Source organism: Halomonas korlensis, assembly GCF_900116705.1.
GTDB classification, from domain to species: Bacteria; Pseudomonadota; Gammaproteobacteria; order Pseudomonadales; family Halomonadaceae; genus Halomonas; species Halomonas korlensis.
This window is the reverse complement of record NZ_FPBP01000001.1, coordinates 176,601-201,405: the sequence shown is the minus strand read 5'-3', so window position 1 is coordinate 201,405 and position 24,805 is coordinate 176,601. Positions and strand designations below refer to the sequence as shown.

16 protein-coding genes are annotated in these 24,805 nt (G+C 64.7%); 7 read left to right on the top strand and 9 right to left on the bottom strand.

Annotation, left to right across the window (positions count from 1 at the left end):
- Positions 1-11 precede the first annotated feature (11 nt).
- The 3 genes from cydD to BM341_RS00955 are packed head-to-tail and all read left to right on the top strand — an operon-like array spanning position 12 to position 4,466.
- Complete coding sequence (gene cydD, locus BM341_RS00965; RefSeq protein ID WP_089792005.1) at positions 12-1,700, top strand: thiol reductant ABC exporter subunit CydD; 1,689 nt, start codon at positions 12-14, stop codon at positions 1,698-1,700.
- Positions 1,693-3,420, top strand: coding sequence for a thiol reductant ABC exporter subunit CydC (cydC, locus tag BM341_RS00960; protein WP_245784112.1), 1,728 nt, complete (start codon positions 1,693-1,695; stop codon positions 3,418-3,420). The genes cydD and cydC overlap by 8 nt, the downstream gene beginning before the upstream one ends.
- Positions 3,421-3,470: 50 nt before the next feature.
- Positions 3,471-4,466 (top strand): adenosine deaminase, encoded by a 996-nt coding sequence (locus BM341_RS00955; RefSeq protein WP_089792003.1) that lies wholly within the window; start codon positions 3,471-3,473, stop codon positions 4,464-4,466.
- Positions 4,467-4,497: 31 nt separating this feature from the next.
- Here BM341_RS00955 and BM341_RS00950 read toward each other — a convergent pair whose 3' ends face one another.
- From BM341_RS00950 to xdhA, 6 genes are all read right to left on the bottom strand, one after another.
- Positions 4,498-5,490, bottom strand: a complete 993-nt coding sequence (locus tag BM341_RS00950) for a cytochrome-c peroxidase (RefSeq protein WP_089792002.1) — start codon at positions 5,488-5,490, stop codon at positions 4,498-4,500.
- A 178-nt stretch (positions 5,491-5,668) separates the two neighbouring features.
- On the bottom strand, positions 5,669-7,048 hold the full coding sequence (locus tag BM341_RS00945) for an NCS2 family permease (protein ID WP_089792000.1): 1,380 nt from the start codon (positions 7,046-7,048) through the stop codon (positions 5,669-5,671).
- A gap of 309 nt (positions 7,049-7,357) precedes the next feature.
- Complete coding sequence (gene guaD, locus BM341_RS00940) at positions 7,358-8,674, bottom strand: guanine deaminase (protein ID WP_089791998.1); 1,317 nt, start codon at positions 8,672-8,674, stop codon at positions 7,358-7,360.
- A gap of 77 nt (positions 8,675-8,751) precedes the next feature.
- On the bottom strand, positions 8,752-9,603 hold the full coding sequence (gene xdhC, locus BM341_RS00935) for a xanthine dehydrogenase accessory protein XdhC (protein ID WP_089791995.1): 852 nt from the start codon (positions 9,601-9,603) through the stop codon (positions 8,752-8,754).
- Complete coding sequence (gene xdhB, locus BM341_RS00930; RefSeq protein ID WP_245784111.1) at positions 9,603-12,125, bottom strand: xanthine dehydrogenase molybdopterin binding subunit; 2,523 nt, start codon at positions 12,123-12,125, stop codon at positions 9,603-9,605. Before xdhB ends, xdhC begins: the two co-directional genes overlap by 1 nt.
- Positions 12,109-13,575 carry a xanthine dehydrogenase small subunit gene (gene xdhA, locus BM341_RS00925; protein ID WP_089791993.1) on the bottom strand — a complete coding sequence of 489 codons (1,467 nt, stop codon included), beginning with the start codon at positions 13,573-13,575 and terminating at the stop codon, positions 12,109-12,111. The genes xdhB and xdhA overlap by 17 nt, the downstream gene beginning before the upstream one ends.
- Positions 13,576-13,839: 264 nt before the next feature.
- On the opposite strand from xdhA, the gene BM341_RS00920 reads away from it, so the two are divergent.
- Both BM341_RS00920 and hrpB read left to right on the top strand, forming a co-directional pair.
- Entirely contained in the window at positions 13,840-14,508 is a 669-nt protein-coding gene (locus BM341_RS00920) for a TetR/AcrR family transcriptional regulator (RefSeq protein WP_089791991.1), read from the top strand.
- Positions 14,483-16,969: an ATP-dependent helicase HrpB gene (gene hrpB / locus BM341_RS00915; RefSeq protein WP_342713847.1), complete on the top strand. Its 2,487-nt coding sequence runs from the start codon at positions 14,483-14,485 to the stop codon at positions 16,967-16,969. The genes BM341_RS00920 and hrpB overlap by 26 nt, the downstream gene beginning before the upstream one ends.
- On the opposite strand, the gene BM341_RS00910 is transcribed toward hrpB, so the two are convergent.
- Both BM341_RS00910 and BM341_RS00905 read right to left on the bottom strand, forming a co-directional pair.
- Entirely contained in the window at positions 16,970-19,780 is a 2,811-nt protein-coding gene (locus BM341_RS00910; RefSeq protein ID WP_089791988.1) for a cation-transporting P-type ATPase, read from the bottom strand.
- Between the two features lie 92 nt (positions 19,781-19,872).
- Positions 19,873-22,632 (bottom strand): cation-translocating P-type ATPase, encoded by a 2,760-nt coding sequence (locus BM341_RS00905; protein WP_089791986.1) that lies wholly within the window; start codon positions 22,630-22,632, stop codon positions 19,873-19,875.
- A 333-nt stretch (positions 22,633-22,965) separates the two neighbouring features.
- Between BM341_RS00905 and rluF the strand changes: the two genes are divergently transcribed.
- Together rluF and BM341_RS00895 are read left to right on the top strand one after the other, a co-directional pair.
- Positions 22,966-23,904: a 23S rRNA pseudouridine(2604) synthase RluF gene (rluF, locus tag BM341_RS00900; RefSeq protein WP_089791984.1), complete on the top strand. Its 939-nt coding sequence runs from the start codon at positions 22,966-22,968 to the stop codon at positions 23,902-23,904.
- Between the two features lie 52 nt (positions 23,905-23,956).
- The gene (locus BM341_RS00895; RefSeq protein ID WP_245784110.1) at positions 23,957-24,607 is read left to right on the top strand and encodes a DUF938 domain-containing protein; all 651 of its coding nucleotides are present in this window, start codon (positions 23,957-23,959) and stop codon (positions 24,605-24,607) included.
- Between the two features lie 6 nt (positions 24,608-24,613).
- Here the strand turns inward: BM341_RS00895 and BM341_RS00890 are convergent, their stop codons facing one another.
- Positions 24,614-24,805, bottom strand: a complete 192-nt coding sequence (locus BM341_RS00890; protein ID WP_089791980.1) for a hypothetical protein — start codon at positions 24,803-24,805, stop codon at positions 24,614-24,616.

Genomic DNA, 24,805 nt, shown 5'->3' with positions numbered 1-24,805 from the left:
TACGTCGATTGATGACCAGTACCGGCGATGAGGCGACGGACCTGACGCCACGGCGCTGGCTTGCCGAGCTGGCTGAGAGAGAACGTCCGCTGCTGTTCCTGGCGGCGTTCGCCGGGGTGATGGCAGGAGGCTTTACCATCCTGCAGATGGCGCTCCTGGCGTGGTTTCTTGCGCAGTTGCTTGTGGCAAACGCCGGGCTCGATGCCCTGTGGCCGGTGTTGTTCGGCCTTGTGATGGTCATATTGCTGCGCGCCGTGGCTCAGTGGGTCCAGGAAGTCTCGGCACTCGAGGCCAGCCTGCGAATACGCCGTCGTGCGCGTGCCCAACTGCTCGATCATCTGGCCATGCTCGGCCCTGTACGGTTGGCCGGTCGGCATTCGGCCTCGCTTGCCAACCAGTTGGTGGAACAGGTCGAGGCGCTGGACGGCTACTTTGCGCGCTTTGTTCCGCAAATGCGCCTTGCGGTGGCGATTCCGTTGCTGATTCTCGGCGTCGTGGTCTGGCTCGATTGGCTGGCGGCCGTTTTCCTGCTGATCTCGGCACCGCTGATTCCCCTGTTCATGGCGCTGGTTGGCATGGGGGCGGAGCGTCTCAACCGCGATCAGTTTGCGGCCGTCGCGCGCCTCTCGAGCCACTTCATCGACCGGGTGCGCGGCATCACGACCCTGCAGCTATTCGGTCGCACCGCGGAGGCCACACGGGAGGTGCAATACGCCGCCGACCACTATCGGCGTCTGAGCATGCGCACCTTGCGGCTGGCGTTTCTCTCCTCGGCAGCACTGGAGTTCTTCGCCTCGGTGGCGATCGCCGTGGTGGCCATCTACGTCGGCTTCGGGCTGCTTGGCTATATTACCTATGGCCCCTCGACCGAGCTCACGCTCTTTACCGGCCTGCTGGTACTGCTGTTGGCTCCTGAGTTCTTTCAACCCCTGCGCAGCCTGTCGCAGCATTATCATGACCGAGCCGCGGCGCTCGGCGCCGCCGAGGGTATGGTGTCGCTGCTGGCCATGCCGGTCGACCCGCAGCGCCTGCCAGGCGCCGAGACGCCGCCCACACCCCCGGGTGTGTTGGTGAGCCTGGCGTCCGCCACCCTGACGTATCCCGGTCGGGGGGCCATCCTCGGCCCGCTGGACCTGACGGTTCGCCCCGGCGATATCCTGGTGGTCACCGGCGCCTCCGGTGCCGGCAAGTCGAGCCTGCTGCAGTTGTTGGCGGGGTTTGTCGACCCCGCCCGAGGCCGGCGCTGCGTCACGCCGGGCCTGCGCTTCGCCTGGATGGACCAGCGCCCCTTGCTGATCCAGGGCAGCCTGGCCGACAACCTGCGCCTGTCAGCGCCCGATGTCGCTGACGAGGCCATGCAAGCGGCCCTTGAGCGCGCCGGCCTGGCGGAGCTTTTGGCGGTGTTGCCCGAGGGGTTGGCAACGTCGTTGGGCGAGCGAGGGGTCGGCCTGTCCGGTGGTCAGGCCCAGCGGCTGGCGCTGGCGCGTATTTTCCTGTCGTCGGCTCCGCTGGTCCTTCTCGATGAACCGACTGCTCATCTGGATGCCGACACCGAAGCTGCGATCATTGATGCCTTGCGTGAGCTGGCAAGCGAAGGGCGTGCCCTGGTGGTTGCCACGCACCATCCGGCCCTGATGCGCCTGGCGAATCAGCGGATCGACCTCGGTGATGTCCGAATCAAGGAGACGGTGATTGACTGAGCGGCACGCGATATCCCTGCGGACGACCCTTGCGCCCTGGCTGCGCCTGTTGGCGCAGCGACGCGGACGCCTGAGCATTGGCACCCTGCTCATGGCGTTGACGTTGGTCTCGGCGATCGGCCTGCTGGCGCTCTCCGGCTGGTTCATCACCGCCAGCGCCCTGGCCGGCACCGCATTGGCGGCGGGGGCGGCCATCAGCCTGAACATTTATGTGCCTGGAGGGGGGATACGCCTGTTTGCGCTGACACGCACGGTGTCGCGTTATGTCGAACGGCTCTATAACCATGACACGGTTCTCAGGCTGCTGGCCGATCTTCGTGCGCGGCTGTTCGGCGTCCTGGCTGGGCTCGATGAGCATCGACTGTCACGGCGGCGCGCCAGTGACTGGCTGCACCGCCTGACCGCCGATATCGATGCCTTGGATAGCCTTTACCTGCGCCTTTTGGCACCGCCGGCGGTGGCGGTGGTGGCGGTCATTACGCTGTCGGCTTTCGTGTCGTTCTGGCTGCCTGTGGCCGGGCTTGCGATAGCGGTACTGCTCGGTGTCGCGATTGGCTGGTTGACGTGGGGCCAGTCGTGTCTCGGCATGGCGGCGAGCCGCCGGCGCATGGAGGACCTCGAGCACTTTCGTGGCCGGCTGATCGAGCAGTGGCAAGGGCTTGCCGAGCTTGAGGCTTACGCTAGCCTGGCCTCACACCGCCAGCGTCTGGATGACATCGAGGCGCGACTCGAGGCCGACCAGCGGCGCCTGGGGCGGCTGTCAGCGCTTGGCAATGCCGTGTCGGGCGTCGCTGTCGGGACAACCTTGATAGTAGTGCTCTGGCTGGCGGCACAGGCCTATACCAGCGGGCAGCTTTCCGGCCCGGTGATGGTGATGATGTCGCTGGCGGTCTTGGCTTTCAACGAGGCGCTGGCGCCGCTGGCCATCGCTTTCACCCATCTCGGGTCGACGTGCGTTGCAGCGATGCGACTCAATGAGCTGGAGGCGGCTGTCGCCTCGACAGTAACGCCTAGCCAGACGTTAACCTCGGACGCGCTTCCGGCGAGGCTGGATAACGTCACGCTGCGCTACCCAGGCGCTCTTGTACCGGCCCTGTCGTCCGTCTCGCTTACTGTAGCAGCAGGAGAACGGGTGGCGCTGTGTGGCGCCTCGGGGGCCGGCAAATCCAGTGTCGCCTCGTTGCTCGCCGGCCAGCTGCGGCCCACGCAGGGCAAGGTCATGCTCGACGACAAGCCCGTGCAGGAACTGGTGCCGAAGACGCTGCCCCAGCGCGTGGCGGTCCTGACGCAGCGCATCGATCTCTTCGATGACAGCCTGGCGGCCAATCTACGCCTGGCCGATCCCGTCGCCGATGAGACGCGGCTCTGGCACGCCCTGGCGATGGTCGAACTATCCGGTTGGGCGGCGGGACTGCCAAACGGACTTGCCACCCGAGTGGGCGAGGGCGGGCGTCAGCTCTCCGGCGGGCAATCCCGGCGGCTGGCGCTGGCGAGACTGATGCTGCGCGATCCCGGCCTGGTGATCCTGGATGAGCCTTTCGCCGGTCTGGACGCGACAACCGCAGCAAGGGTTGCCTCGCATCTCGATGGCTGGCTCGATGGACGCACGGTGGTCTACCTGGTGCATGACCTCGGCGAGCAAGTAGACCCGCCGGGTATCGATCGCCGGCTGATGTTGCGGGAAGGCAGGTTAGCGCCCCTACCAGCCCCTTTGCGCTAAACGACCGGATGTTTCAGGATAGGCAAAATGTCGACGATGAGGTGCGTTGTATGCACGATTTCCTCAAGCGCTTGCCGAAGGCCGAACTGCATTTGCACATCGAGGGGTCGCTGGAACCCGAATTGATGTTCACCCTGGCCGAACGCAATGGCATCGAGCTGCCTTATGCCTCGGTCGAGGAGGCGCGTGCCGCTTACGACTTCACTGATCTTCAGTCCTTCCTTGATGTCTATTTCCAAGGCATGAGCGTGTTGCGCACTGCCGAGGATTTCCATGATCTGGCCATGGACTATTTCCGCCGGGCGAGCGGCGAAGGGGTGGTCCATGTGGAAATGCACTTCGATCCCCAGGCCCATCTGGCGCGTGGCGTCGGGCTTTCGGTCGTGATGGAAGGGTTGGACCTGGCACGCCGCCATGCCGAACGTGAGTTGGGCCTGTCCTCGGCATTGATCATGGCATTCCTGCGTGACCGCCCTGCGGAGGAGGCGATGTCGGTGCTCGAGATGGCCGCTCCCTACTGGGAAATGCTCGATGCCGTGGGGTTGGACAGCGCCGAGCATGGCAATCCACCAGCAAGGTTTCGCGAGGTCTACGAGCGAGCTAGGCGCCTGGGCATTCCCCGTGTCGCGCATGCCGGCGAGGAGGGACCAGCCGACTACATCCGCGAGGCGCTGGACCTGTTGGATGTCTGCCGCATCGATCACGGCGTACGCTGCCTGGAGGATCCGGCGCTGGTGTCTCGCTTGCGCGACGAAGGCATCGTGCTGACCGTCTGCCCGCTTTCCAATGTGCGGCTCAAGGTCGTCGAGCGACTCGCGGACCATCCCCTGCCCAGGCTGCTCGATGCCGGGCTGAAGCTCACCCTGAATTCCGATGACCCGGCCTACTTCGGCGGGGGGATGCTGGCAAACTTCGAGGCGTGTCATCACGCCTTTGGCTGGGACGAGGCGGTGTTCCGTCGCCTGGCCGCCAACGCTATCGAGGCGGCCTTCATCAGCGACGAGCGTCGAGTGGCATTGCGTCGTCAGCTGGCGGCATGCCATTAATGATCTTTCAGGCATACCGTCAGCTCTGGGGTCAAGGCAGCGCCGGGACCTCGAAATCGGGCATCTCGCCAGTCAGGGTATGGAGAAAGGCCACGATATTGTCGATCTTTTCCTCTTCGAATTCCTGTCCCAGCATCTCCTGGCCCATGATGGCTACGGCTTCCTCGAGCGTTTCGGTGGCACCATTGTTCATGTAGGGATAGGTGACCGCGACATTGCGTAGCGTCGGCGTGCGGAAGCGGTACTTGTCGGCCTCTTCACCGGTGACGTCGTAGCGTCCGACATCGGTCGATCCAGGGACCTGAATGGCATGAAACTGGCTGTCGCTGAGGTTAGGGCCACGATGACAGGCGATGCAGCCGTTATCGACGAAGGCTACCATGCCGTCCTTTTCCTGCGTATCCAACGCATTCATGTCACCCCGTAGATACCGGTCGAAGGGCGAGTTCGGTGTATTCAGCGTTCTTTGAAAACTGGCGAGCGCCTGGGCGAGGTTGTCTTCGTTCACCGGATCGTCGTCTTCCGGAAAGGCACCGGCGAAGTGTTCCTGATAGATGTCAAAGCCATCCAGGCGCGAAAGAGCGCTTTCTAGATCCATGGCCATTTCCACCGCGGCTTCGATGGGTCCCAGCGCTTGCCCCTCGAGGTCTGGCTCGCGGCCATCCCAGAACTGGGCATCGAGGAATCCGGCGTTAAGGACGGTCGGGGTGTTGCGCTCGCCGATCTGCCCTTGGTGGCCGGTGGCGCGGGGAATCCTGTCGCTCCAGCCCAAGGCCGGATTGTGGCAGGTAGCGCAACTGATCACCCCGCTTGTGGAAATCCGCGGCTCGAAGAACAGCATCTTGCCCAATTCCACCTTCTCGTCCGTCAGTGAGTTGTCGGCGGGAATCGGGGGCAGATGCGGCAGGGGGTCAAAACGGCTGCGGTAATCTCCCAGGCCATCGTCAGCGAGGACGGCGGAAGAGAGAAAGACTGCGCCCCCCAACAGGGCGGCGCTCATTAGATGAGGTTGGTGGAAGTTCATGGCAATTCCCTATGGTTCCCTTGCCGACAACGGCTGTTATGCCTTTCACAGTAGTTTCGTGCGGGGGACCGGGGAAGCGTGGGCAACGAGGTATTGGCCTGTCCTTGTTTCAAGTCAATTTTCGATGACAAGTAGAGCATCTCAAGGTACAGGCCGGTGATCGAGATCAGTGGGTGGTTCAGTGCGTGGTGATCAACATCACCACACTCAGCGCGGCGGAAACCCACATGGCCGGTTTGATCGCTTGGATGTGGCCGGTGAAGAGCTTGATCAGTACGAAGCTGAGGAAGCCGAAGGCAATCCCCAGGGTAATCGAATAGGTCAGCGGCATCAGAATGATGGCCAGGAAGGCCGGGAAGGCCTGGTCGAATTTCGCCCATTCGATCTTGCTGATCGGCGCCAGCATGAACAGCCCCACCAGCACCAGGGCAGGTGCGGTAGCGATACTCGGCACCAAAGAAAGCAGTGGCGACAGGAACAGGAACGGCAGAAACAGACAGGCGATGGTCACCGCCACCAGGCCGGTCCGGCCGCCCTGGGCGACGCCGGCGCCGGACTCGATGAAGGTCTGGGCTGCACTGGTGCCCAGGGGGGCGGCGATCATCGAGGCGAAGGCGTCGACCGTCATGGAGCGCTTCAGGTTGCGCGGGTTGCCATCCTTGTCCTTGAGATCGGCCGACTCGGAGAGTGCCATGAAGCATGACAGCGCGTCGAAGAAGTTGGTAAAAAGCATGACGAAGATGAAGGGCAGGTAGGCCACCTTCAGTGCGCCCCAGATATCTACCTGCATGACCGCGCTGAAGTCGGGCCAAGCGGCCAGGCCGCTCCACTCCACCACCACGTCACCGCCCCATAGACGCCCCATGGGCGATGCCAGCAGGGTAGTCAGGCCGATACCGAGGATCAAGGCGCCGTTGAAGCGCAGGATCACCAGGATCGCCGTCGCCATCATGCCGATGAAGAACGTCACCATGCTGGCATCCATATTGCCCAGCGTTACCAGGGTAGCGTCGCTGCCGACGATGAAGCCCGCGTTCTTGAAACCGATGAAGGTGATGAACAGGCCAATGCCACAGGTGATCGCATAGCGCAGCGAGGGAGGAATGGCCTCGATGATTGCCTTGCGGACGTTGAACATGGCCAGTAGGGCGAACAGCACCCCGGACCAGAATACGCAGCCCAACGCCACTTCCCACGAGAGCCCGGCGCCCTGTACCAAGGTATAGGTGAACAGGGCGTTCATGCCCATGCCCGGGGCGACCAGGATCGGATTGCGTGCATAGAGCCCCATGGCCAGGCTGCTCATGAAGCTGATCAGCACCGTGGCCGAGAGGGCGGCGGAGAAGGGGATGCCGGCGTCGCTGAGAATCGCCGGGTTGACCACGATGATGTACATGGAGGCCAGGAAGGTGGCAATGCCGGCGAGGACTTCGGTGCGCAGCGACGAGCCGCGCCGACTCACGCCAAAATAGTGGTCCAGCCAGTTGGCATTTACCGAGGCCTGCTTGGGCGACTGGCCTTGAGCCTTGCCGGCAAGGGAAGAGGAGGTCGGTTCCATATCGATGATTCCCATTGTTGTTGGAGGAATGGATGGTTGGCGAGCGTGGAAAACGGGAGATACAAGCCAGGGTTTCTTGCATGCTGACCAATTGGTCAATCATGGCACGAAATAGCCTAGATAATATTTGACCGTTTGGACAGGTGGTCGCAACTATTGTCTTAGACGAATCGTTGCGGGGGGGAAGATAAGGATCGGCAATGCCCGGGCTGTGTCTGAAGACCGCACACGCGGCTGCGCTCGACGCAAGGGGGGAGCCGGCGTCGAGCGTAGGGTTTGGTAAGGCAGGCGCCCGTCAGTGCTTGGCGGTTACTCCCTCACGTGCTGTCGTCTGCCGCCCGCCCAGGTTTCCAGTACGTTGCGGTCATCGCCCAGCATCATCAGTGCGAAGAGTCGCTCGCCGAGGGTCTTACAACGTGCGTGACGACGCGCCATCAGCGGCGAGCCATCGGGATCGAGTACCACGAAGTCGGCCTCCATGGCTGGTGCCAGGCGGCCGACCTGGCCATCCAGCGAGAGCGCGCGGGCGTTGCCCAGGGTTAGCCCGTAGAGGCCCTGCCAAGCGGTAAGCGGCTGGCCGCGCAGCTGACCCACCTGGTAGGCGGCCTTGAGCGTCGCCAACCCCGAAAGATCGGTACCGCCACCGACGTCGCTGGCATAGGTCACGTTGAGTCCAACCTCGCGTGCGGCCTGGCGATTGAACAAGCCGCTGCCGAGGAACAGGTTGGAACTGGGACAGAAGGCCAGGTTGGCGCCGCGATCGGCCAGCCGGCGTCGCATGCCCTGGTCGAGATGGATGCCATGGGCGAAGGTGCTGCGTGGGCCGACCAGATCGGACTGCTCGTAGACCTCGAGGTAGTCGCGGCTCTTGGGGAACAGCTCGGCGACCCAGTCCAACTCGCCGGGGTTCTCTGAGAGGTGGGTCTGCAGCCATAGGCTTGGGTCGTTGCGCAGCAGGCCGCCAGTGGCGTCGAGCTGCTCGCGGGTAGAAGTCGGCGCGAAGCGTGGGGTCAGGCTATAGCCGAGGCGTGCTGTGCCGTGCCAATTGCCGATCAGACGTTCGGTATCGTGGATGCCGCCATGGGTGTCATCGCACAGCGCCTCGGGAGCATTGCGATCCATCAGCACTTTGCCCGCCAGCATGCGCAGGTCGCGCTGGCGACAGGCTGAGAAGAAGGCCTCTACCGAGGTAGGATGGCTTGAGCAGAACACCTGGGCGGTGGTGGTACCGACCCGCAGCATCTCGTCGAGAAAGGCGTTGGAAATTACATCGGCGCGTTCACGCTGGGCAAACGCGCACTCCTCGGGAAAGGTGTACTCGTTGAGCCAGTCGAGCAGTTGGCGTCCGTAGGAGGCCATGATCTCGAGCTGCACGTAGTGCACGTGGCTGTCGATGAAGCCGGGCATGATCAGCTTGCCGCGATGATCGATCACCTCGATGTCCGCCGGCAGTGTCGGTGCGAGACGCACGTAATCATCGATGGCGTGGATGCGGCCATCCTCGAGCCACAGGGCACCATCTTCGATATGGCGAACACTGCCCTCGGCGGGTGTGTCGCCTTCGCCGGGGTCGGCATCGAAGCTCAGCAGTTCGGCGCGTATCACGCGTGAGTCGTTTGACGTCATGATTGGGGCTCGTTATCGGTAAAAACTTGAAGCTATATGAGCTTGGCCGCTCCAGTGGCTAGAAAGCACTAAAAGCACTAGTTGAATATCTGGCGCAGTTCTGCCGGGTCGAGGCCGCGCTGGTCTGCCCGCTCATGGGTGCCCACCAGAGGCAGCAGCTCGGCCAGGGCGGCAAGCGCAATGGCGTAGGGCGTCTTGTCGCCTCCGGTGCCACCACTTGCGGTGCCGATGGGGCAGCGCACCGTGGCCAGGGCCGCGTCGTCGTGTCCGGCATCCTTGAGTCGCGAGCGGAAGCTGGCCCGCTTGCTCTTCGAGCCGATCAGGCCGATCGAGGCCATGTCGCCGCGCGCCAGCAGGGCATCGATCAGCTCGCGGTCCTCTGCGTGGTCATGGGTCAATACCAGCGCATGGCTGTTCACGGGCAGCGCGGCCACAGCGGCTCGTGAGTCCGCTGGGTGGCGACAGGTTAGACGCGGCTGCAGCTCGGCCCAGTCGGGGAAGACGCCGTCGCGGCTGTCATGCCACAGAACTCGCCAGGGCAGCGGGGCGGCCAACCGGACCATCTCGGTGCCGACATGGCCGGCGCCGAAGATGGCGAGCGTCGCCGCACTGCCGGGAAAGATCTCCAGCAGCACATTGACGAAGCCGCCGCAACATTGGCCGCTGCGCCCACCCAGGGCGAAGGCCTCGAGGCTCATGCCGAGCGTTCCGGAGGCCAGCCGCTCGCGGGCCGAGTCGATCACCTGGAATTCGAAGGTGCCACCGCCGAGGGTGTCGTGGATGGCGTCTGCCGTGATCACCATGCGGGCGCCGGGCTCACGGGGGGTGGAGCCGGCACTGGTCACAACGGTAGCAAGCGCGTGGGGAAGGCCATCCCGTTGCAAGCGGTGCAGGGCCTCATGCCAGGCTTGCGGACGCGATGCGCTCATCACACGCCACTCTTTTTCAGCGGCCAGGCACCATATTTAGCCCGCAGGGTCTCGGCGGCCATCAGTACCCGTTCCGGCGTGGCCGGGGTGTCGAGGCGCGGTGCCTCGGCGTAGTCGGCAAGGCTCGCCAGGGCGTCGCGCAACGCCGACCACACCGCCATGCCGAGCATCAAGGGCGGCTCGCCCACGGCCTTGGAGCGATAGATGCTGGCCATCGAGTTGGGGTGTCCCTCCAGCAGCCTGACGTTAAACACCGGGGGTAGATCGCCATAGGTAGGAATCTTATAGGTGGCCGGGCCATCGGAGATCAGCCGGCCGGCCTCGTTCCATTTGAGTTCTTCGCTGGTCAGCCAGCCCATGCCCTGGATGAAGCCGCCCTCCACCTGGCCGAGGTCGATGGCCGGGTTCAGCGAGTCGCCCACATCGTGAAGGATATCGACCCGATCGACCTGGGACTCACCGGTGAGCGTATCGACGCTGACCTCCGCTACGGCGGCCCCGAAGGCGTAGTAGTAGAAGGGGCGACCCTGGCCGACGTTGCGATCGTAGTGAATCAGCGGCGTGGCGTAGAAGCCTTTCTCGGAGAGCGAGATGCGGTTGAGATAGGCGGACTGGATCAGCTCGCCCCAAGAGATGCGACGCTCGCTCTCGCCATGGCCTGCCACCAGATGGCCGGCCTCCAGGCGCATGCCTTCGCGCTCGAGACCCTGGCCCTGGTAGAGATGCTCATGCGCGAAGTCAAACAGGCGCTCCTTGAGCTTCACGCAGGCGTCGCGGGCGGCCTGGCCGTTGAGGTCGGCGCCACTGGACGCCGCCGTGGGCGAGGTGTTGGGTACCTTGTCGGTACGAGTGGCGCTGATGCGCACCTCGTCGGTATCGAGGCCCAGTTCGCGGGCTACCACCTGGCAGATCTTGGTATGCAGGCCCTGGCCCATCTCGGTGCCGCCATGGTTGATCATGACGCTGCCGTCGGTATAGACGTGCAGTAATGCGCCGGCCTGATTGAGGTGCTTGGCGGTGAAGGAGATGCCGAATTTCACCGGCGTCAGCGCCAGGCCGCGCTTGACGATCGGGCTCTCGGCATTGAACTCGGTGATCGCGCGGCGCCTTTCCCAGTAGTCGCTGCTGGTCTCGAGCTGCTCGACCAGTTCCTTGAGCAGGGCGATCTGATCCACCTGTTGGCCGTAGTGAGTCATCTGGCGGCCGGGGCGGTAGAAGTTACGCTTGCGCACCGTCAGCGGATCCTCGCCGATACGTCGAGCGATGTCGTCCATCGCCGCCTCGATCACCATCATGCCCTGGGGGCCACCGAAGCCGCGGAAAGCGGTATTCGAAGCGGTATGGGTGCGGGCGCGATGGCCCGTCACCCGGGCATCGCCCAGTGAGTAGGCGTTGTCGCTGTGGAACATGGCGCGGTCGACGATGGCGTCCGACAGGTCGGGGGAATAGCCGCAGTCGCCGATCACGGTAATCTCGCCGCCCTGGATCACGCCCCGGTCGTTGACACCCAGCCGATAGCGGTTATGGAACGGATGGCGCTTGCCGGTGGCGCGCATGTCCTCGGCGCGGGGCAGGCGCACACGGGTGGTGCGGCCGGTGCGCCGGGCAAACAGCGCAGCGATGCAGGCCCAGGGCGAGGCCTGGGTTTCCTTGCCGCCGAAGCCGCCACCCATGCGGCGCACCTCCACGGTCACGGCGTGAAACGGGACGCCCAGTACTTCGGCCACCAGTTTCTGGGTTTCGCTGGGGTGCTGGTTGGAGGTGAACACCACCACACCTTCATCCTCGGTGGGCTGCACCAGGCAGGCCTGGCCTTCCAGGTAGAAATGCTCCTGGCCGCCGACGAACTGCTCGTCTTCCACGATCAAGGTGGCATTCTGTAGCGCCTGCTCCCAGTCGCCACTCTGCTGGACGTGGGTGGGGCGCACGAATTCTTGCCGCTCGGCGGCGACGACCGGGTCGAGACAGGCGGCCTGCTCGTCGATCTCCACGACTGCCGCCAGGACGGCTTCCCGCGCGGCACGGTGACTTTCGGCGGCCACGGCGAAGATGACCTGGCCGACGTAGCTGATCTCATCCTCGACGAAGATGGGGTCGCCGGGGAAGACGGGGCCGATATCGGTATGGCCGGGTACATCACTCACGGCAATGGCATCTACGACGCCAGGCATGGCCTTGACCTTGTCCAGCTCGAGGCGGGTCAGGCGGCCGTGGGCGACGGGCGAAAGGCCCAGCGCCACATGCAGGGTATCGGCCGGGGCGCTCAGATCATCGATGTAGGCGGCACGCCCGGTGACATGCTTGACCGCGCTCTCATGGGCCTGGGAGTGCGGGTGAGTATTGGTATAGGGAACCGTGTCGCGGGCAAGGGGACCGTCGCCCTTGATGCGTCCCTCGAGCTCGTGACGGGCAGTTTCCGACTCAGCGCTCACGTCGGCGGCGGCGTTCTCTGGCGCGGTTTCGGGCGCCTTGGTATGCGGCGCGGCGGCGGGCGCCTTGGAAAGCTTAGTGAGCGTACGCATGGAGCATCACCTCCCGGGGGCTATCGGACTCGGCTTGAGCGATCACGAGGCGCAGGCGCTCTAGCAGGTTGGCGGCGGAGAGCCTGCGGTATTCGGCGCTGCCGCGCACGTCGGACATGGGCTGGAAGTCCTCGGCCAAGGCTTCGCGTGCAGCAAGGAAGGCTGCCGCATCGGGGGCCTGGCCCTCCAGCGCCGCCTCGGCACGAGCGGCGCGCTTGGGAATTGCCGCCATGCCGCCAAAGGCCAGGCGTACGTCGTACAGGACGCCATCCTCCAGGCGCCAGGCGAAGGCCCCGAGCACCGCGGAAATGTCATCCTCTCGCCGTTTGGACAGCTTCCATACCTTGAGCGTTTCCCCCCTGACGGGGCGGGGCAGGAACACGGCGCGGATCGCTTCGCCCCGCTGCAGGGCGGTACGCTTGTAGTCGAGAAAGAACTCTTCCAGCGGCAATTCGCGCTCACCCTTGGGGCCGACCAGACGCAGGCGCGACCCCAGCGCTAGCAGTACCGGTGGGGTGTCGCCGATCGGCGAAGCATTGGCCACGTTGCCGCCCAGGGTGCCCCGGTTGCGAATCTGGGAAGAGCCCAGCCGATGCAGCAGGTGGGCGAAGGCGTCAAAATGCTCTTCGAGCAGCGGCTCGATACGGGCATAGGTCACCGCAGCGCCGATCCACCAGCCCTCGCGGCCATCTTCGAGGGTGGTTTCCTCGATGACGTTCAATTCGGCGACGCGAGTGACATCGATCAGCCGCTCGAAGCGCACCAGGCGCTGGGTGCTCTCCAGCCACAGGTCGGTGGCCCCGGCAACGAGCCGCGCCTCGGGGTGGCGCGCCAGGCACTCGATCAATTCGGCGAGCGTGGTGGGCTGGGCAAAGGAACTTTCATCAGCGGCGTGCTGGGCTTTCGGCTCAGGAGCGGCGGCGTCCATCCACAGCGGGCGATGCTCCGGGTGCTCGTTCATGGTCAGCGCGGCGTCGCGGATCGGGCGGTAGCCGGTACAGCGGCAAAGATTCCCGCCCAAGGCGGCCTCGAGACGTTGCGGCGTCAGCGGTGCCAAGGCCCTGTCGGCCTGCCGGCGCCGCTCCTCATGAAGGGTGAACAGCGACATGACGATGCCCGGGGTGCAGAAGCCGCACTGGCTGCCATGGCAGGCGACCATGGCGGCCTGGGCGGGATGGAGGCCGCTGCCGTCAGCGAGGCCATCCACGGTGATCAAGTGGCGTCCATTCAGTTGATGGGCCGGGGTGATGCAGGCATTGGCGCTATGGTAGCGCAGCTCCCCGTCGGGCCCTGTTTCGCCGATGGCAACAGTGCAGGCACCGCAGTCGCCGGACGCGCACCCCTCCTTGGTACCCGTGGTGCCGAGGGTTTCACGCAGCAGTTCAAGTACGCTGGTTTCGGGGGCTGCCTCGCAATGGCGTGGCCGTCCGTTGAATAGGAAATCAATCATGCCCGGGTCTCTCGTGGGTAGGTGCCTGTGAAGATGTCATCAGGCGCCGCGCTAACAGCTTGGCCCTCGGTTGGGCGCTCAGCATCAATATCCGCAGGCCTGGCCTGGTCAAGTTACTGACCATTCGGTCAGGATATCTCAAGCTTGGTTCAAAAAAGCGGGCGTTGCAAGGTCGTTTGCACACGGTGGCAGGGTGGGGCACTATCGCCGTCACTTGTCCTTCCCGGGCCATCGCAGCGCCCCGTCAGGGTAGTGAGGCAGTCGATGACGCTATGCAAGGTGCCCCAAGATACGGGCGAAGAAAAAGGCGAAGCCAACGGGGCGATCCGCGAGCGCAACGAGCGAGCTATCCTCGCCGCCGCCGAACGGATCTTCGCCCAGCACGGCTTTCGTGGCGCCAGCCTGCAGGCCATCGCCCATGAAGCGGGTCTGCCCAAATCGAACGTCCTGTATTACATGGGCAGCAAGCGTGGCCTCTACGTCCGCCTGCTGGAGCGCATGATGGCGCGCTGGAATGCCTTACTCGATGATATCTCGGTGGATGACGACCCGGCGGAAGTCCTGGAAAGTTTCATCCGCAGCAAGATGCAGCTGTCTCGTCGCCATCCAGAAGGCTCGCGGCTTTTCGCCGCCGAGATCCTCGGCGGCGCGCCCTTTCTCCAGGACTATCTACGCGGCGAACTGCGCGATTGGGTGAAGGCGCGGGCGCGGATTTTCGAGCAATGGAGCGCGCGTGGGCTGATGGACCCGGTTGATCCGGTCTGGCTGATCTTCCTGATCTGGTCGGCTACCCAGCACTACGCCGATTTCGAGGCCCAGGTACTCGGTATCACCGACAAGGACGCGCTGACGGACAGCGATGTGGAGGCCATTACCGGCTTTCTGACCCAAGTAATTCTCAAGGGATGTGGCGTCACGCCTCGCCAGGCGTGATGCGCTCGACATGGCAATGATGGCGCTGCCCATTGATTCCCGGCTCCAGGCCATCCGGTCGGTACTCGCCGAACATACACGTGCCCTGTTGATCGCCGCCCCTGGTGCCGGCAAGACCACGCGGGTGCCGCTGGCCCTGCTCGACGAGCCCTGGTGTCGCAGCGGCAAGCTGTTGCTGCTGGAGCCGCGCCGAGTGGCCGCCCGTCTGGCAGCCGGTTACATGGCAGAGCAGCTCGGCGAGCGTGTGGGGGAAACCGTTGGGTATCGCATGCGCGGCGAAAGCCGGACGGGACCGTCCACACGTCTCGAAGTGGTCACTCAGGGCGTATTGACGCGACTGTTGCAGGACGACCCGCTGCTTGAGGGCGTGGCCGGGCTCGTCTTTGACGAGTTTCATGAGCGCAGCCTTGAGGCCGATCTCGGGCTGGCATTGGCCTTGGATGCCCAGCAGGGGCTGCGTGAGGATCTGCGACTGCTGGTGATGTCGGCGACCCTGGATGTGCCCAGCCTGCTTGCGGTACTCGGCGAGTCGACGCCGATCATTGACTGCCCGGGACGCAGCTTTGCCGTCGAAACCCGCTATCGGCCCTTGAACAGCCGCGAGGACACCGCCCGTCAGCAGGCCGCGGTAGTGAATGAGGCCTTGCAGTCTGACGGCTTCGAAGGCGGCGATGCGCTGGTGATTCTCCCTGGGGTGGGTGAAATACGCCGCCTGGCCCGGCAGCTCGATGTCCAGACAGCGTCGTTCGAAGTGAGGGAGTTGCACGGTCGCCTGTCGCTGGCCGAGCAGCGTCGCGCCTTGCGTCGCGATCCCGAGGGTCGTCGTCGCGTCGTGCTGGCCACCGCTATCGCGGAATCGAGCGTGACCGTGGATGGCGTGCGCATCGTGATCGACGCCGGGCAGGAACGGGTGCCGGTGTATCAGCCGCGCACCGGGCTCACGCGACTGGAAACCCGGCGGGTCAACCGCGCCAGCGCCGATCAGCGCCGTGGCCGGGCTGGTCGCCAGGGCCCCGGTCTCTGTCTTCGCCTGTGGGCCGAGGAGCAGCCGCTGATCCCCCACGGCGAGCCGGAGATCCGCCAGGCCGATCTGGCGCCGTTGGCCTTCGAGCTGGCGCGCTGGGGCATCAGCGATCCGGCGGCCCTGGCCTGGGTGACGCCGCCGCCCGCTGCGGCCTTGGCGGCAGGGCGAGAGTTGCTGCAGCGTCTCAGCGTGCTCGATGACGCCTTTCACCTTACCGCGCTAGGGTGCGCCTGTGTGCGCTGGCCAACCCACCCGCGGCTGGCCGTGATGCTGACGCGGGCCGTTGATCTCCAGGCCCGGCCGCTGGCCTGCGCCGTGGTGGCCACCCTTGAAACCCGCGAACTGGACGGCGAACGCGACCTGGAACGCGCCCTCCAATCACGCCTGGCGGAGCGATCCAACGGGCCATGGCAGCGAGATGCGCGACGGCTGGCGCGAATTGCCGGTTGTGAGCTGGAGGTTGCCAGTCTGGCCCCGCTGGGAGAGTTGCTGGCGTTGGCGTATCCGGAGCGCGTCGGCCAACGGCTCGAGCCGGGTTGCTTTCGCCTGGTCGGCGGTGGGCTTGCGACGCTGCCGGAAGACACCCCCTTGGCCCATAGCGAATTGCTGGTGGCGGTCGAGCTCGACGGGCAAAACGGTGAGGCGCGCATCTTTCGCGCCGTGTCGCTGTCTTCCCGGCGGCTTGAGGCCTTGTATCCCGAGTCACTCGAGTGGCGCACCCGCCTCGAATGGTCGGACAGCGAGGGCAAGCTGCTTGGCGAGCAGGTGCGTGGACTGGGGGCGGTAGTCCTGGCGCGCAAGCCGCTACAGAAGATGCCGCGCGAGGCGGTGCATCAAGCACTGCTCGAAGCGGTGCGTCGACGTGGCACACTGGCTTTCACGCCGGCAGACGATCAGCTGCGCGGACGGATGGCGCTGTTGCGGCGCATCGAAGGTGATGCCTGGCCCGACTGGTCGACGGCCTCGCTCCTGGATCGCCTCGATACCTGGCTGGCCCTCTATCTCGATCGGGAGAACCGGCTCGATGCCCTCGACCGGTTGCCGCTGGGGCGCTTCCTGCGGGATAGCCTGGACGGATCCCGGCGCGCTTGCCTCGAGGAGCTAGCCCCCGAACGCTTGCCCGTGCCCAGCGGGTCGTTCGTGCAGGTGGACTATACGCCCTGCCTGCAGGATGGCGAGCCAGTGCTGGCCGCCAAGCTTCAGGAGCTGTTCGGCTGGCGGACGACGCCGCGCCTGGTACGAGGGCAAGTCCCGGTGCTGGTGCACCTGTTGTCGCCGGCACGCCGGCCGTTGCAGGTGACTCGTGATCTGGAGAGTTTCTGGCGTAATGGCTACCCGCAGGTGCGCAAGGAAATGCGCGGCCGCTATCCGAAACACCCCTGGCCGGAGGACCCGCTCAGCGCCGTGGCTACGGCACGGACCCGATCGAGGCGGTGATCAGCTGGTCGCGGCGGGCTTCTTCTTTGCGTCGCCTCCCGAATCAGAAGTGGCCGCGTCTCGCCGACGAGCGGCCTCGCGGCGCCGCAGCAGCCCCTTCTCACCCTCCACGATAAGAAAGATCACGATGCTGGCGGCGGCGATCACGACCCAGTGAAGCAGGGAGAGGGCGGCGGTGCCGAAGATGGCCTGCATGAAGGGGAGGTAGGTCCAGGCCAGCTGGAAGACTGCCACCAGCCCGATGGCCAGGAGCACGGCCCTGCTGCCGAGGATGCCCTTCAGCGACAGGCTGCTGTCGATGAGAAAGCGGCTGTTGATCAGGTAGACGACCTCGGCCGCCACCAGCATGTTGACCGCACCGGCGCGGGCCAGCTCGATGCTGCCGCCCTGGCCGTGCAGGATCCAGAGGAAGATGCCGAAGATGCACAGCACCATCAGGATCGAGACGAAGATCACCCGCCACAGCATGAAGAGGTCGAGCAGCGGGGCGGCCGGATCGCGGGGCTGACGCTGCATCACGTTCGCCTCGGCCAGCTCGAAGACCAGGGCCACGCCGAGGGTCACGGCAGTGATCATGTTGACCCACAGCACCTGCAGGCCGGTGATGGGCAGCGTGAAGCCCGCCAGGATGGCGAGCAGTATCGCCAGGCTCTCGGCGCCGTTGGTGGGCAGGATGAAAGTGATCGACTTACGGATGTTGTCGTAGACCTTGCGCCCTTCGGCCACGGCGCCGACGATGGTGGCGAAGTTGTCGTCGGTCAGCACCATCTCGGCGGCCTCCTTGGCCGCCTCGGTGCCCTGGATGCCCATGGCCACGCCCACGTCGGCTCGCTTGAGTGCGGGGCCGTCGTTGACGCCGTCGCCGGTCATGGCGCAGATGCCGCCCCGCGCTTGCATCGCCTGCACCAGCCGCAGCTTGTGCTCCGGCGCGGCCCGGGCGAAGACGTCGACCTCGGTGATCTCGCGCTCCAGCTCCTCGTCGCTCATCTCCTCGATCTCATGGCCGCTCAGGGCGCGGTCGGTGCGCTTGAAACCGAGCTGATCGGCGATGGCGCAGGCCGTGACGGCGTGATCGCCGGTCACCATCACCGGCCGGATGCCGGCCTGCTGGCAGTTCTCGACGGCCTCTATGGCGGCCTCGCGGGGTGGGTCGAGAAGCCCGACGAGGCCGAGCAGTACCAGGCCGTGCTCGACCTCGTCGTCGTCGAGCTCGCGGCTGGTGTCGGGTGTCTCCTTCTCGGCCAACGCGAGCACCCGCAGGCCGCGCGAGGAGAGGTCGTGAATGCGCCCCTGCCAGGTATCGCGATCCAGCTCGCTATCGCCTTCGTCGCCACGCGCCTTGTCGCACATGTCAAGCAGGCGATCCGGTGCGCCCTTGACCAGCAGGCGTGGCCCCTCGTCGAAGTCGTTGAGGGTGGCCATGTACTTGCGCTCGGAGTCGAAGGGAATGGCGTCGCGACGCTCATGCTCGTTGCGCAGGTCGCCGATATCCAGCCCGGCCTTGGCCGCCGCGACCACCAGCGCGCCCTCGGTGGGGTCGCCGTCGATGGACCACTCCTCCTCCTCGTGGACAAGCTCGGCGTCGTTGCACAGCGCGCCGGCGAGCAGGAAGCGGGAGAGGGCGGGAACCTCCTCCAGCGAGAGCGCCTCGGCGTCCTCCTCGCTGTCGCTGCGTTCGGGGTCGTACAGCTTGCCCTCGGGGGCGAAGCCGATGCCCGACAGGCGTATCTCGCGCTCGGCTAGCCAGATGGCCTGAGCGGTCATCTCGTTGCGCGTCAGCGTACCGGTCTTGTCGGAGAAGATGGTGGAGATGGAGCCGAGGGTCTCCACCGCTGGCAGGCGCCGAACGATGGCGTTCTTGCTCGCCATGGTCTGCACGCCCAGGGCCAGGGAGATGGTGACGATGGCCGGCAGCCCCTCGGGGATGGCGGCGACGGCGAGCCCCACGCTTGCCATGAACATTTCTGTCCAGGGCTGTTCATGCACCAGCACGCCGATGGCGCCGGTCAGGACCGCGGCGACAAGGATGAAGATGGCGAGAATGCGTCCGGCACGATCGAGCTGCTGCACCAGCGGTGTCTTGAGCTGCTCGACCCCGCGCAGCATCTCGGAAATGCGCCCGATCTCGGTCTGTGCCCCGGTCTGTACCACTACGCCGGTGGCGTTGCCCTTGGCGACGATGGTGCCGGCGAACAGCATGGCGCTGCGATCGGCTAGGTCGGCATCCTCCTCCACCGGCTCTTCGCTCTTGTCAACCGGCGTGGACTCCCCGGTCAGCGCGGCTTCCTCGGCGTTGAGCCGCTTGGCCTCGAGCAGTCGGATGTCGGCGGGCACGCGGTCGCCACTCTCCAAGTGCACGATGTCGCCGGGCACGAGCTCCTCGGCGTCGATCTTCGTCTCGCGCCCGCCACGGCGGGCCGAAGCCTGGGGCGAGAGCATGTCCCGTATGCTGTCCAGCGCCTTTTCGGCCTTGCCCTCCTGGAAAAAACCGATCAGGGCGATGATGACCACAACGGCGAGTATCACCGCGGCGTCGAGGCTCTTCCCCAGCAGCAGGCTGGCGATTGCCGCGACGATCAGGATTAGCATCAGAACATTATTGAACTGGGCAAGCAGGCGACGCCACCAGGGCTGGCCTTCGTCCTGCTGCAGCCGGTTGGGGCCGTGCTGGCTGAGCCGCTCTCTGGCTTCGTCGTCGCTGAGGCCTTCTTTACGGGAGTCGAGGCGCTCGAGCACCTCGTCGCCGGCCATGGCGTGCCAGGGTGTCCGCTCCTTCTCTTCCTTATCTCCCTTGCCGTCGTGATCGGGCATGCCGTTTCTCCCTTGTCATCCATTATCTTCCATGATGATCTAGGAGTAGCACAGGTCTCGCCGCGCTGCAGGTCGCGTGCGTTGTGGAGTTGTTACCGCAGGCGTGGATAATGCCCGTGCGGTGCTCGACTCCGCCTGCCGTGGGCTCGGGTGCGCAGGATCCGCTTCTCCAATTCGACGACGAGGTAGATCGCCATGCTGCCGGTCAGGATCACCGTCCAGTGGCCAAGACCCAGCGCGGCGCTACCGAAGGTCAACTGCATGAAGGGCAGGTATGTCCAGGCAAGCTGCAGGACCATGACCAGGCCGATGGCGATCCACACCGGGCGGCTGCCGAAGATGCCGGGGATCGACAGCGTGCTGTTGAGCAGGAAGCGGCTGTTGATCAGGTAAGCGGCGCTGCCCGTCACCAGCATGTTCACCGCGCCGGCGCGGGCCAGCTCGATACTGCCGCCCTGGCCGTAGAGAATCCAGGAGAACATGCCGAACACGCCGGCGAGCAGCAGCAGCGAGACGAAGACGACGCGCCACAGCAGGAAGAGGTCGAGCAGGGCGGCGTCGGGGTCCCGTGGCCGGCGCTGCATGATGTCGGGCTCGGCGTCCTCAAAGGCCAGAGCGAGACCCAGGGTCACCGCCACCACCATATTCACCCATAGCGCCTGCAGCGGTGTCACCGGCAGGGTGGTGCCGGCCAGCACGGCAAGCATGATGGCTAGGCCTTGGCCGCCGTTGGTGGGCAGCAGGAAAGTGATGGTCTTGCGGATGTTGTCGTAGACCTTGCGGCCTTCGCGGATGGCCCCGACGATGGTGGCAAAGTTGTCGTCAGCGAGCACCATCTCGGCGGCCTCCTTGGCGGCCTCGGTGCCTTGAATACCCATGGCCACGCCGACGTCGGCGCGCTTGAGTGCCGGGCCGTCGTTGACCCCGTCACCGGTCATGGCGCAGATGCCGCCGCGGGCCTGCATCGCCTTGACCAGGCGCAGCTTGTGTTCAGGCGCAGCGCGGGCAAAAACGTCCACTTCAAGGATGATCGCCTCGAGCTCTGCGTCGGACATCGCCTCGATCTCGCGGCCGCTGATGGCCCGCTCGGTGTGGACGAAGCCCAGCTGCCTGGCGATGGCTAGCGCCGTTACCGCATGATCTCCGGTGATCATCACCGGACGGATGCCGGCAGTCTGGCAGTCCTTGACCGCCTCGATGGCCTCGTCTCGGGGCGGGTCGAGCAGCCCCACCAGGCCCAGCAGCACCAATCCTTCCTCGGCGTGCTCGTCCTCTAGCTCATGGACGTCGTGAATCGGCTTCTCGGCCAGCGCCAGTACCCGCAGGCCGCGTGCGGAGAGGTCATGGATACGCTCCTCCCACAGAGCCACATCCAGTTCGCTGTCCTGGCCGTCTTCGCGGACACGGTGACACATCTCCAGCAGACGGTCCGGGGCGCCCTTGACCAGCAGCAACGGTTCGCCATCCACTTCATGGAGAGTGGCCATGTATTTGCGCTCGGACTCGAAGGGAATAGCATCCTTACGGTCGTGGTCGCCGCGCAGCTTCCCGGTGGTCAGGCCCACCTTGGCCGCAGCAACCACCAGGGCGCCCTCGGTAGGATCGCCGTGTATCTGCCAACGACCGTCCTCTTCGGCGAGTTCGGCGTCGTTACACAGCACCCCGACCTTGAGGAAGTGGCGCAGGGCGTGGTTCTCGTCGAGATTCAGCGCCGTTGCCGCCGGCTCGCTGTTGCCAATCCGATGGAAGCTGCCCTCCGGGGCGAAGCCGATGCCCTTGATGCGGAGCTCGCCTTGCGGCAGCCAGATCGCCTGGGCAGTCATCTCGTTACGGGTCAGGGTGCCGGTCTTGTCCGAGAAGATGGTGGAGATGGAGCCTAGCGTCTCTACCGCGGGCAGCCGTCGGATGATGGCATTGCGCCTGGCCATGGCCTGGACTCCGAGCGCCAAACCGATGGTGACGATGGCCGGCAGGCCTTCGGGGATGGCGGCCACGGCCAGGCCCACGGCCGCCATGAACATGTCGCCCAGCGGTTGGCCGTGTACCAGGGCACCGATGACACCCGTCAGGGCGGCAGTCACAAGAATGAAGATGGCGAGGACCCGGCCGGCGCGGTCGATCTGACGCAGTAGCGGAGTCTTGAGCTGCTCGACCCCGCGCAGCATCTCCGAAATGCGTCCGATCTGAGTGTTTATGCCGGTTTCCACCACCAGGCCCCGGGCGTTGCCCTGGACAACGATGGTGCTGGCGTAGGCCATGCTGCTGCGGTCGGCCAGGTCGGCCGCTGCCTCTACAGGCGCCGTGTCCTTGTCCACCGGGGTTGACTCCCCGGTCAGCGAGGCCTCTTCGCTGCGAAAGCGCCTGGCTTCCACGAGTCGAAGGTCGGCCGGTACCCGATCGCCGCTTTCGATCAGTACGATGTCACCTGGTACCAGGTTCTCGGCAGGCACGGTCTCGCGTTTGCCGTCACGCATCACCTGGGCCTGTGGCGTGAGCATCTGTCGTATGCTCTCAAGCGCCTGCTCGGCCTTGCCCTCCTGAAAGAAGCCGATCAGCGCAATGATGATCACCACGCCGAGGATAGCGCCCGCGTCGAACGCTTCTCCCAGCCACAGGCTGGCCGCAGCAGCGAAAATGAGGATCAGTATCAGAATATTGTTGAACTGCTCCAGCAGGCGCTGCCACCAGGGTCGGCCCTTTTGCTGTTGAAGCTCATTGGGTCCGTACTGAGTCAGTCTCGCCTCGGCCTCTGAGCTGCTCAGACCTTTGAGTGAACTCTCGAGGTTTCCCAACGCCTCGTCAGACGTCATGGCATGCCAGTTGGGGCGTTCATGGGGCTTTCGCTCGGGCATCCTGTTACCTCCGGCTCTGAGCATCGCTGTCACCGCTGTCAAGGCTACTGGTGTAGCATACTCCATGCTGCACTGCAGTGACCCAGGACAAGATGATGAGCGTAAGAGGGTGATAACCCACGTGAGTGGCAACCTGAAGCGTTGGCGGCCCATCGATACGCGCGAGATTCCAAGCCGGGCCGATGATGGACCTGCCTGGATGGCGATTGCATAATCACTCACGACAATCCCTGCTTCTGTGGAAGGCCTCACAAGTTCAAGTACTGTTGTAGTGTGAGGTAGCAACGTGCCGTGCGACCACGGCTTTTTCCTATCCCATCCCGGACGTGTGCCATGGCCCAGACCCTCTCGAAACGGATCAATAAATACATCAGCGAGAGCGGGCTATGCTCCCGACGGGAGGCGGACCGCTACGTCGAACAGGGCAATGTCCGGATCGACGGCAAGCGCGCCACCCCGGGTGACCAGGTCGTCGCGGGCAGTGTGGTGAAGGTCAACGGCCAGGTCATCGAGCCGCTGGAGCTGGAAGAAGAGGACCTGGTGTTCATCGCGCTCAACAAGCCGGTGGGCATCGTCAGCACCACGGAACCCGGCGAAAAGGCCAATATCGTCGACTTCGTCAAGCACGGCGCGCGGATATTTCCCATCGGCCGGCTGGACAAGGATTCCCAAGGGCTGATCTTCCTGACCAACAACGGCGACCTAGTCAATCGCATCCTGCGCGCGAGCAACCAGCACGAGAAGGAGTATCGGGTCACCGTCAACAAGCCGATCACTGATGAGTTTATCGCCGGCATGGGTGGGGGTGTGCCGATCCTGGGTGAAGTCACCCGCAAGTGCCGGGTGGTCAAGGAGTCTCGGTTCGTCTTCAATATCATCCTGGTCCAGGGACTGAACCGCCAGATACGCCGCATGTGCGAGGTGTTCGGCTATGAGGTGGTGAAGCTCGAGCGCATCCGCATCATGAATGTGTCGCTCAAGGGGCTGGCGCCTGGGGACTGGCGGGATCTGACGGCAAAAGAGGTGTCGACGATCCTCTCCCTGACGGAGCATTCCGCTTCCGAGGCCGAGGACACCAGCCGCCGGTCGGCCCGACGCAAGGGAGGTCAGGACGCCAAGGGCAGCTCGGGCAAGCCAGGTGTCGGCAAGGTGGCGAAGCGCAAGACACCCAAACCCCGGAAGTCAGCGGTCCAGCCGGCGAAAACCTCCCGCTCGCCGGGGCCTCGTCAGCAGGGTGCAAACCCGCCTCGCAAACCGAGGGGCAGGAAGTAACTCTTTACTGAACTATCAAGCTTTACTGAATTAACAAGCCATGAGGAACCCCGTGAGTGATCTCCGCTTGCAGAGCCCTGCAGTGGCGCGCAATCGCCAGCCGATCCTTGAGGTGCTCGAGCAAGCACTTCCCAAGCCAGCCTACGTTCTCGAGCTGGCAAGCGGCAGCGGCGAGCACGCCGTGTATTTTGCCAGCGCCATGCCGGGATGGCGCTGGCTGGCCAGCGACCCGACACCGCAAGCACTTGCCTCCATTGCGGCATGGCGAGAGCAGGCCCGCCTGTCGAACCTTCTCGAGCCCGTCGAGCTGGACGTGATGGGTGTATGGCCTGACGTGAGAGTCGATGCCGTGGTTGCCATCAATCTCGTGCACATCTCGCCGTGGTTCGTCACCAAAACCTTGATGATGCGTGCGCAAGAGCGTTTGGTAGACGGTGGGGTGCTTTATCTTTATGGACCCTATCAGCGAGAGGGACGCCATACGTCACCGAGCAACGAGGCCTTCGATGCTGACCTGAAGGCTCGCGATGCGCGTTGGGGGATACGGCATCTGGAAAGCGTGGTCGCCGAAGCTGAACAGCAGGGCTTGAAGTTGGAGCGAGTCGCGGAGATGCCGGCGAATAACCTGAGCATTGTCTTCAAAAAGCAAGCAATACCCGAGGTGTCAGCGTCGCCCGGACAGGAGACGGTGCACGATGGTTGAGCCCGATCACTCGGGTATCTTTCCGGGCTCCCGATATCTCACACCTTCCGCCTGCCGTTCTTCTCGAGTCTTCGTCTCGTCCTCGGTGGGCACGCCCCAGACCGTTTCCTTGCGGCCATCCTCGTAGGTGTAAGTGGTGCAGCCGGCCAGCAGTGCCAGGGCGAGACCCGCGGTAACCAGCCTTGTTGAACGATGCAT

What these genes read in the sequence shown, in the direction of transcription:
- BM341_RS00910 (WP_089791988.1), bottom strand. Translation starts at nt 19,780, where the DNA reads ATGCCCGATCACGACGGCAAGGGAGATAAGGAAGAGAAGGAGCGGACA.
- xdhC (WP_089791995.1), bottom strand. Translation starts at nt 9,603, where the DNA reads ATGAGCGCATCGCGTCCGCAAGCCTGGCATGAGGCCCTGCACCGCTTG.
- xdhB (WP_245784111.1), bottom strand. Translation starts at nt 12,125, where the DNA reads ATGCGTACGCTCACTAAGCTTTCCAAGGCGCCCGCCGCCGCGCCGCAT.
- BM341_RS00955 (WP_089792003.1), top strand. Translation starts at nt 3,471, where the DNA reads ATGCACGATTTCCTCAAGCGCTTGCCGAAGGCCGAACTGCATTTGCAC.
- BM341_RS00905 (WP_089791986.1), bottom strand. Translation starts at nt 22,632, where the DNA reads ATGCCCGAGCGAAAGCCCCATGAACGCCCCAACTGGCATGCCATGACG.
- guaD (WP_089791998.1), bottom strand. Translation starts at nt 8,674, where the DNA reads ATGACGTCAAACGACTCACGCGTGATACGCGCCGAACTGCTGAGCTTC.
- BM341_RS00950 (WP_089792002.1), bottom strand. Translation starts at nt 5,490, where the DNA reads ATGAACTTCCACCAACCTCATCTAATGAGCGCCGCCCTGTTGGGGGGC.
- xdhA (WP_089791993.1), bottom strand. Translation starts at nt 13,575, where the DNA reads ATGATTGATTTCCTATTCAACGGACGGCCACGCCATTGCGAGGCAGCC.
- rluF (WP_089791984.1), top strand. Translation starts at nt 22,966, where the DNA reads ATGGCCCAGACCCTCTCGAAACGGATCAATAAATACATCAGCGAGAGC.
- BM341_RS00890 (WP_089791980.1), bottom strand. Translation starts at nt 24,805, where the DNA reads ATGCATCGTTCAACAAGGCTGGTTACCGCGGGTCTCGCCCTGGCACTG.
- cydD (WP_089792005.1), top strand. Translation starts at nt 12, where the DNA reads ATGACCAGTACCGGCGATGAGGCGACGGACCTGACGCCACGGCGCTGG.
- BM341_RS00945 (WP_089792000.1), bottom strand. Translation starts at nt 7,048, where the DNA reads ATGGAACCGACCTCCTCTTCCCTTGCCGGCAAGGCTCAAGGCCAGTCG.
- BM341_RS00920 (WP_089791991.1), top strand. Translation starts at nt 13,840, where the DNA reads ATGACGCTATGCAAGGTGCCCCAAGATACGGGCGAAGAAAAAGGCGAA.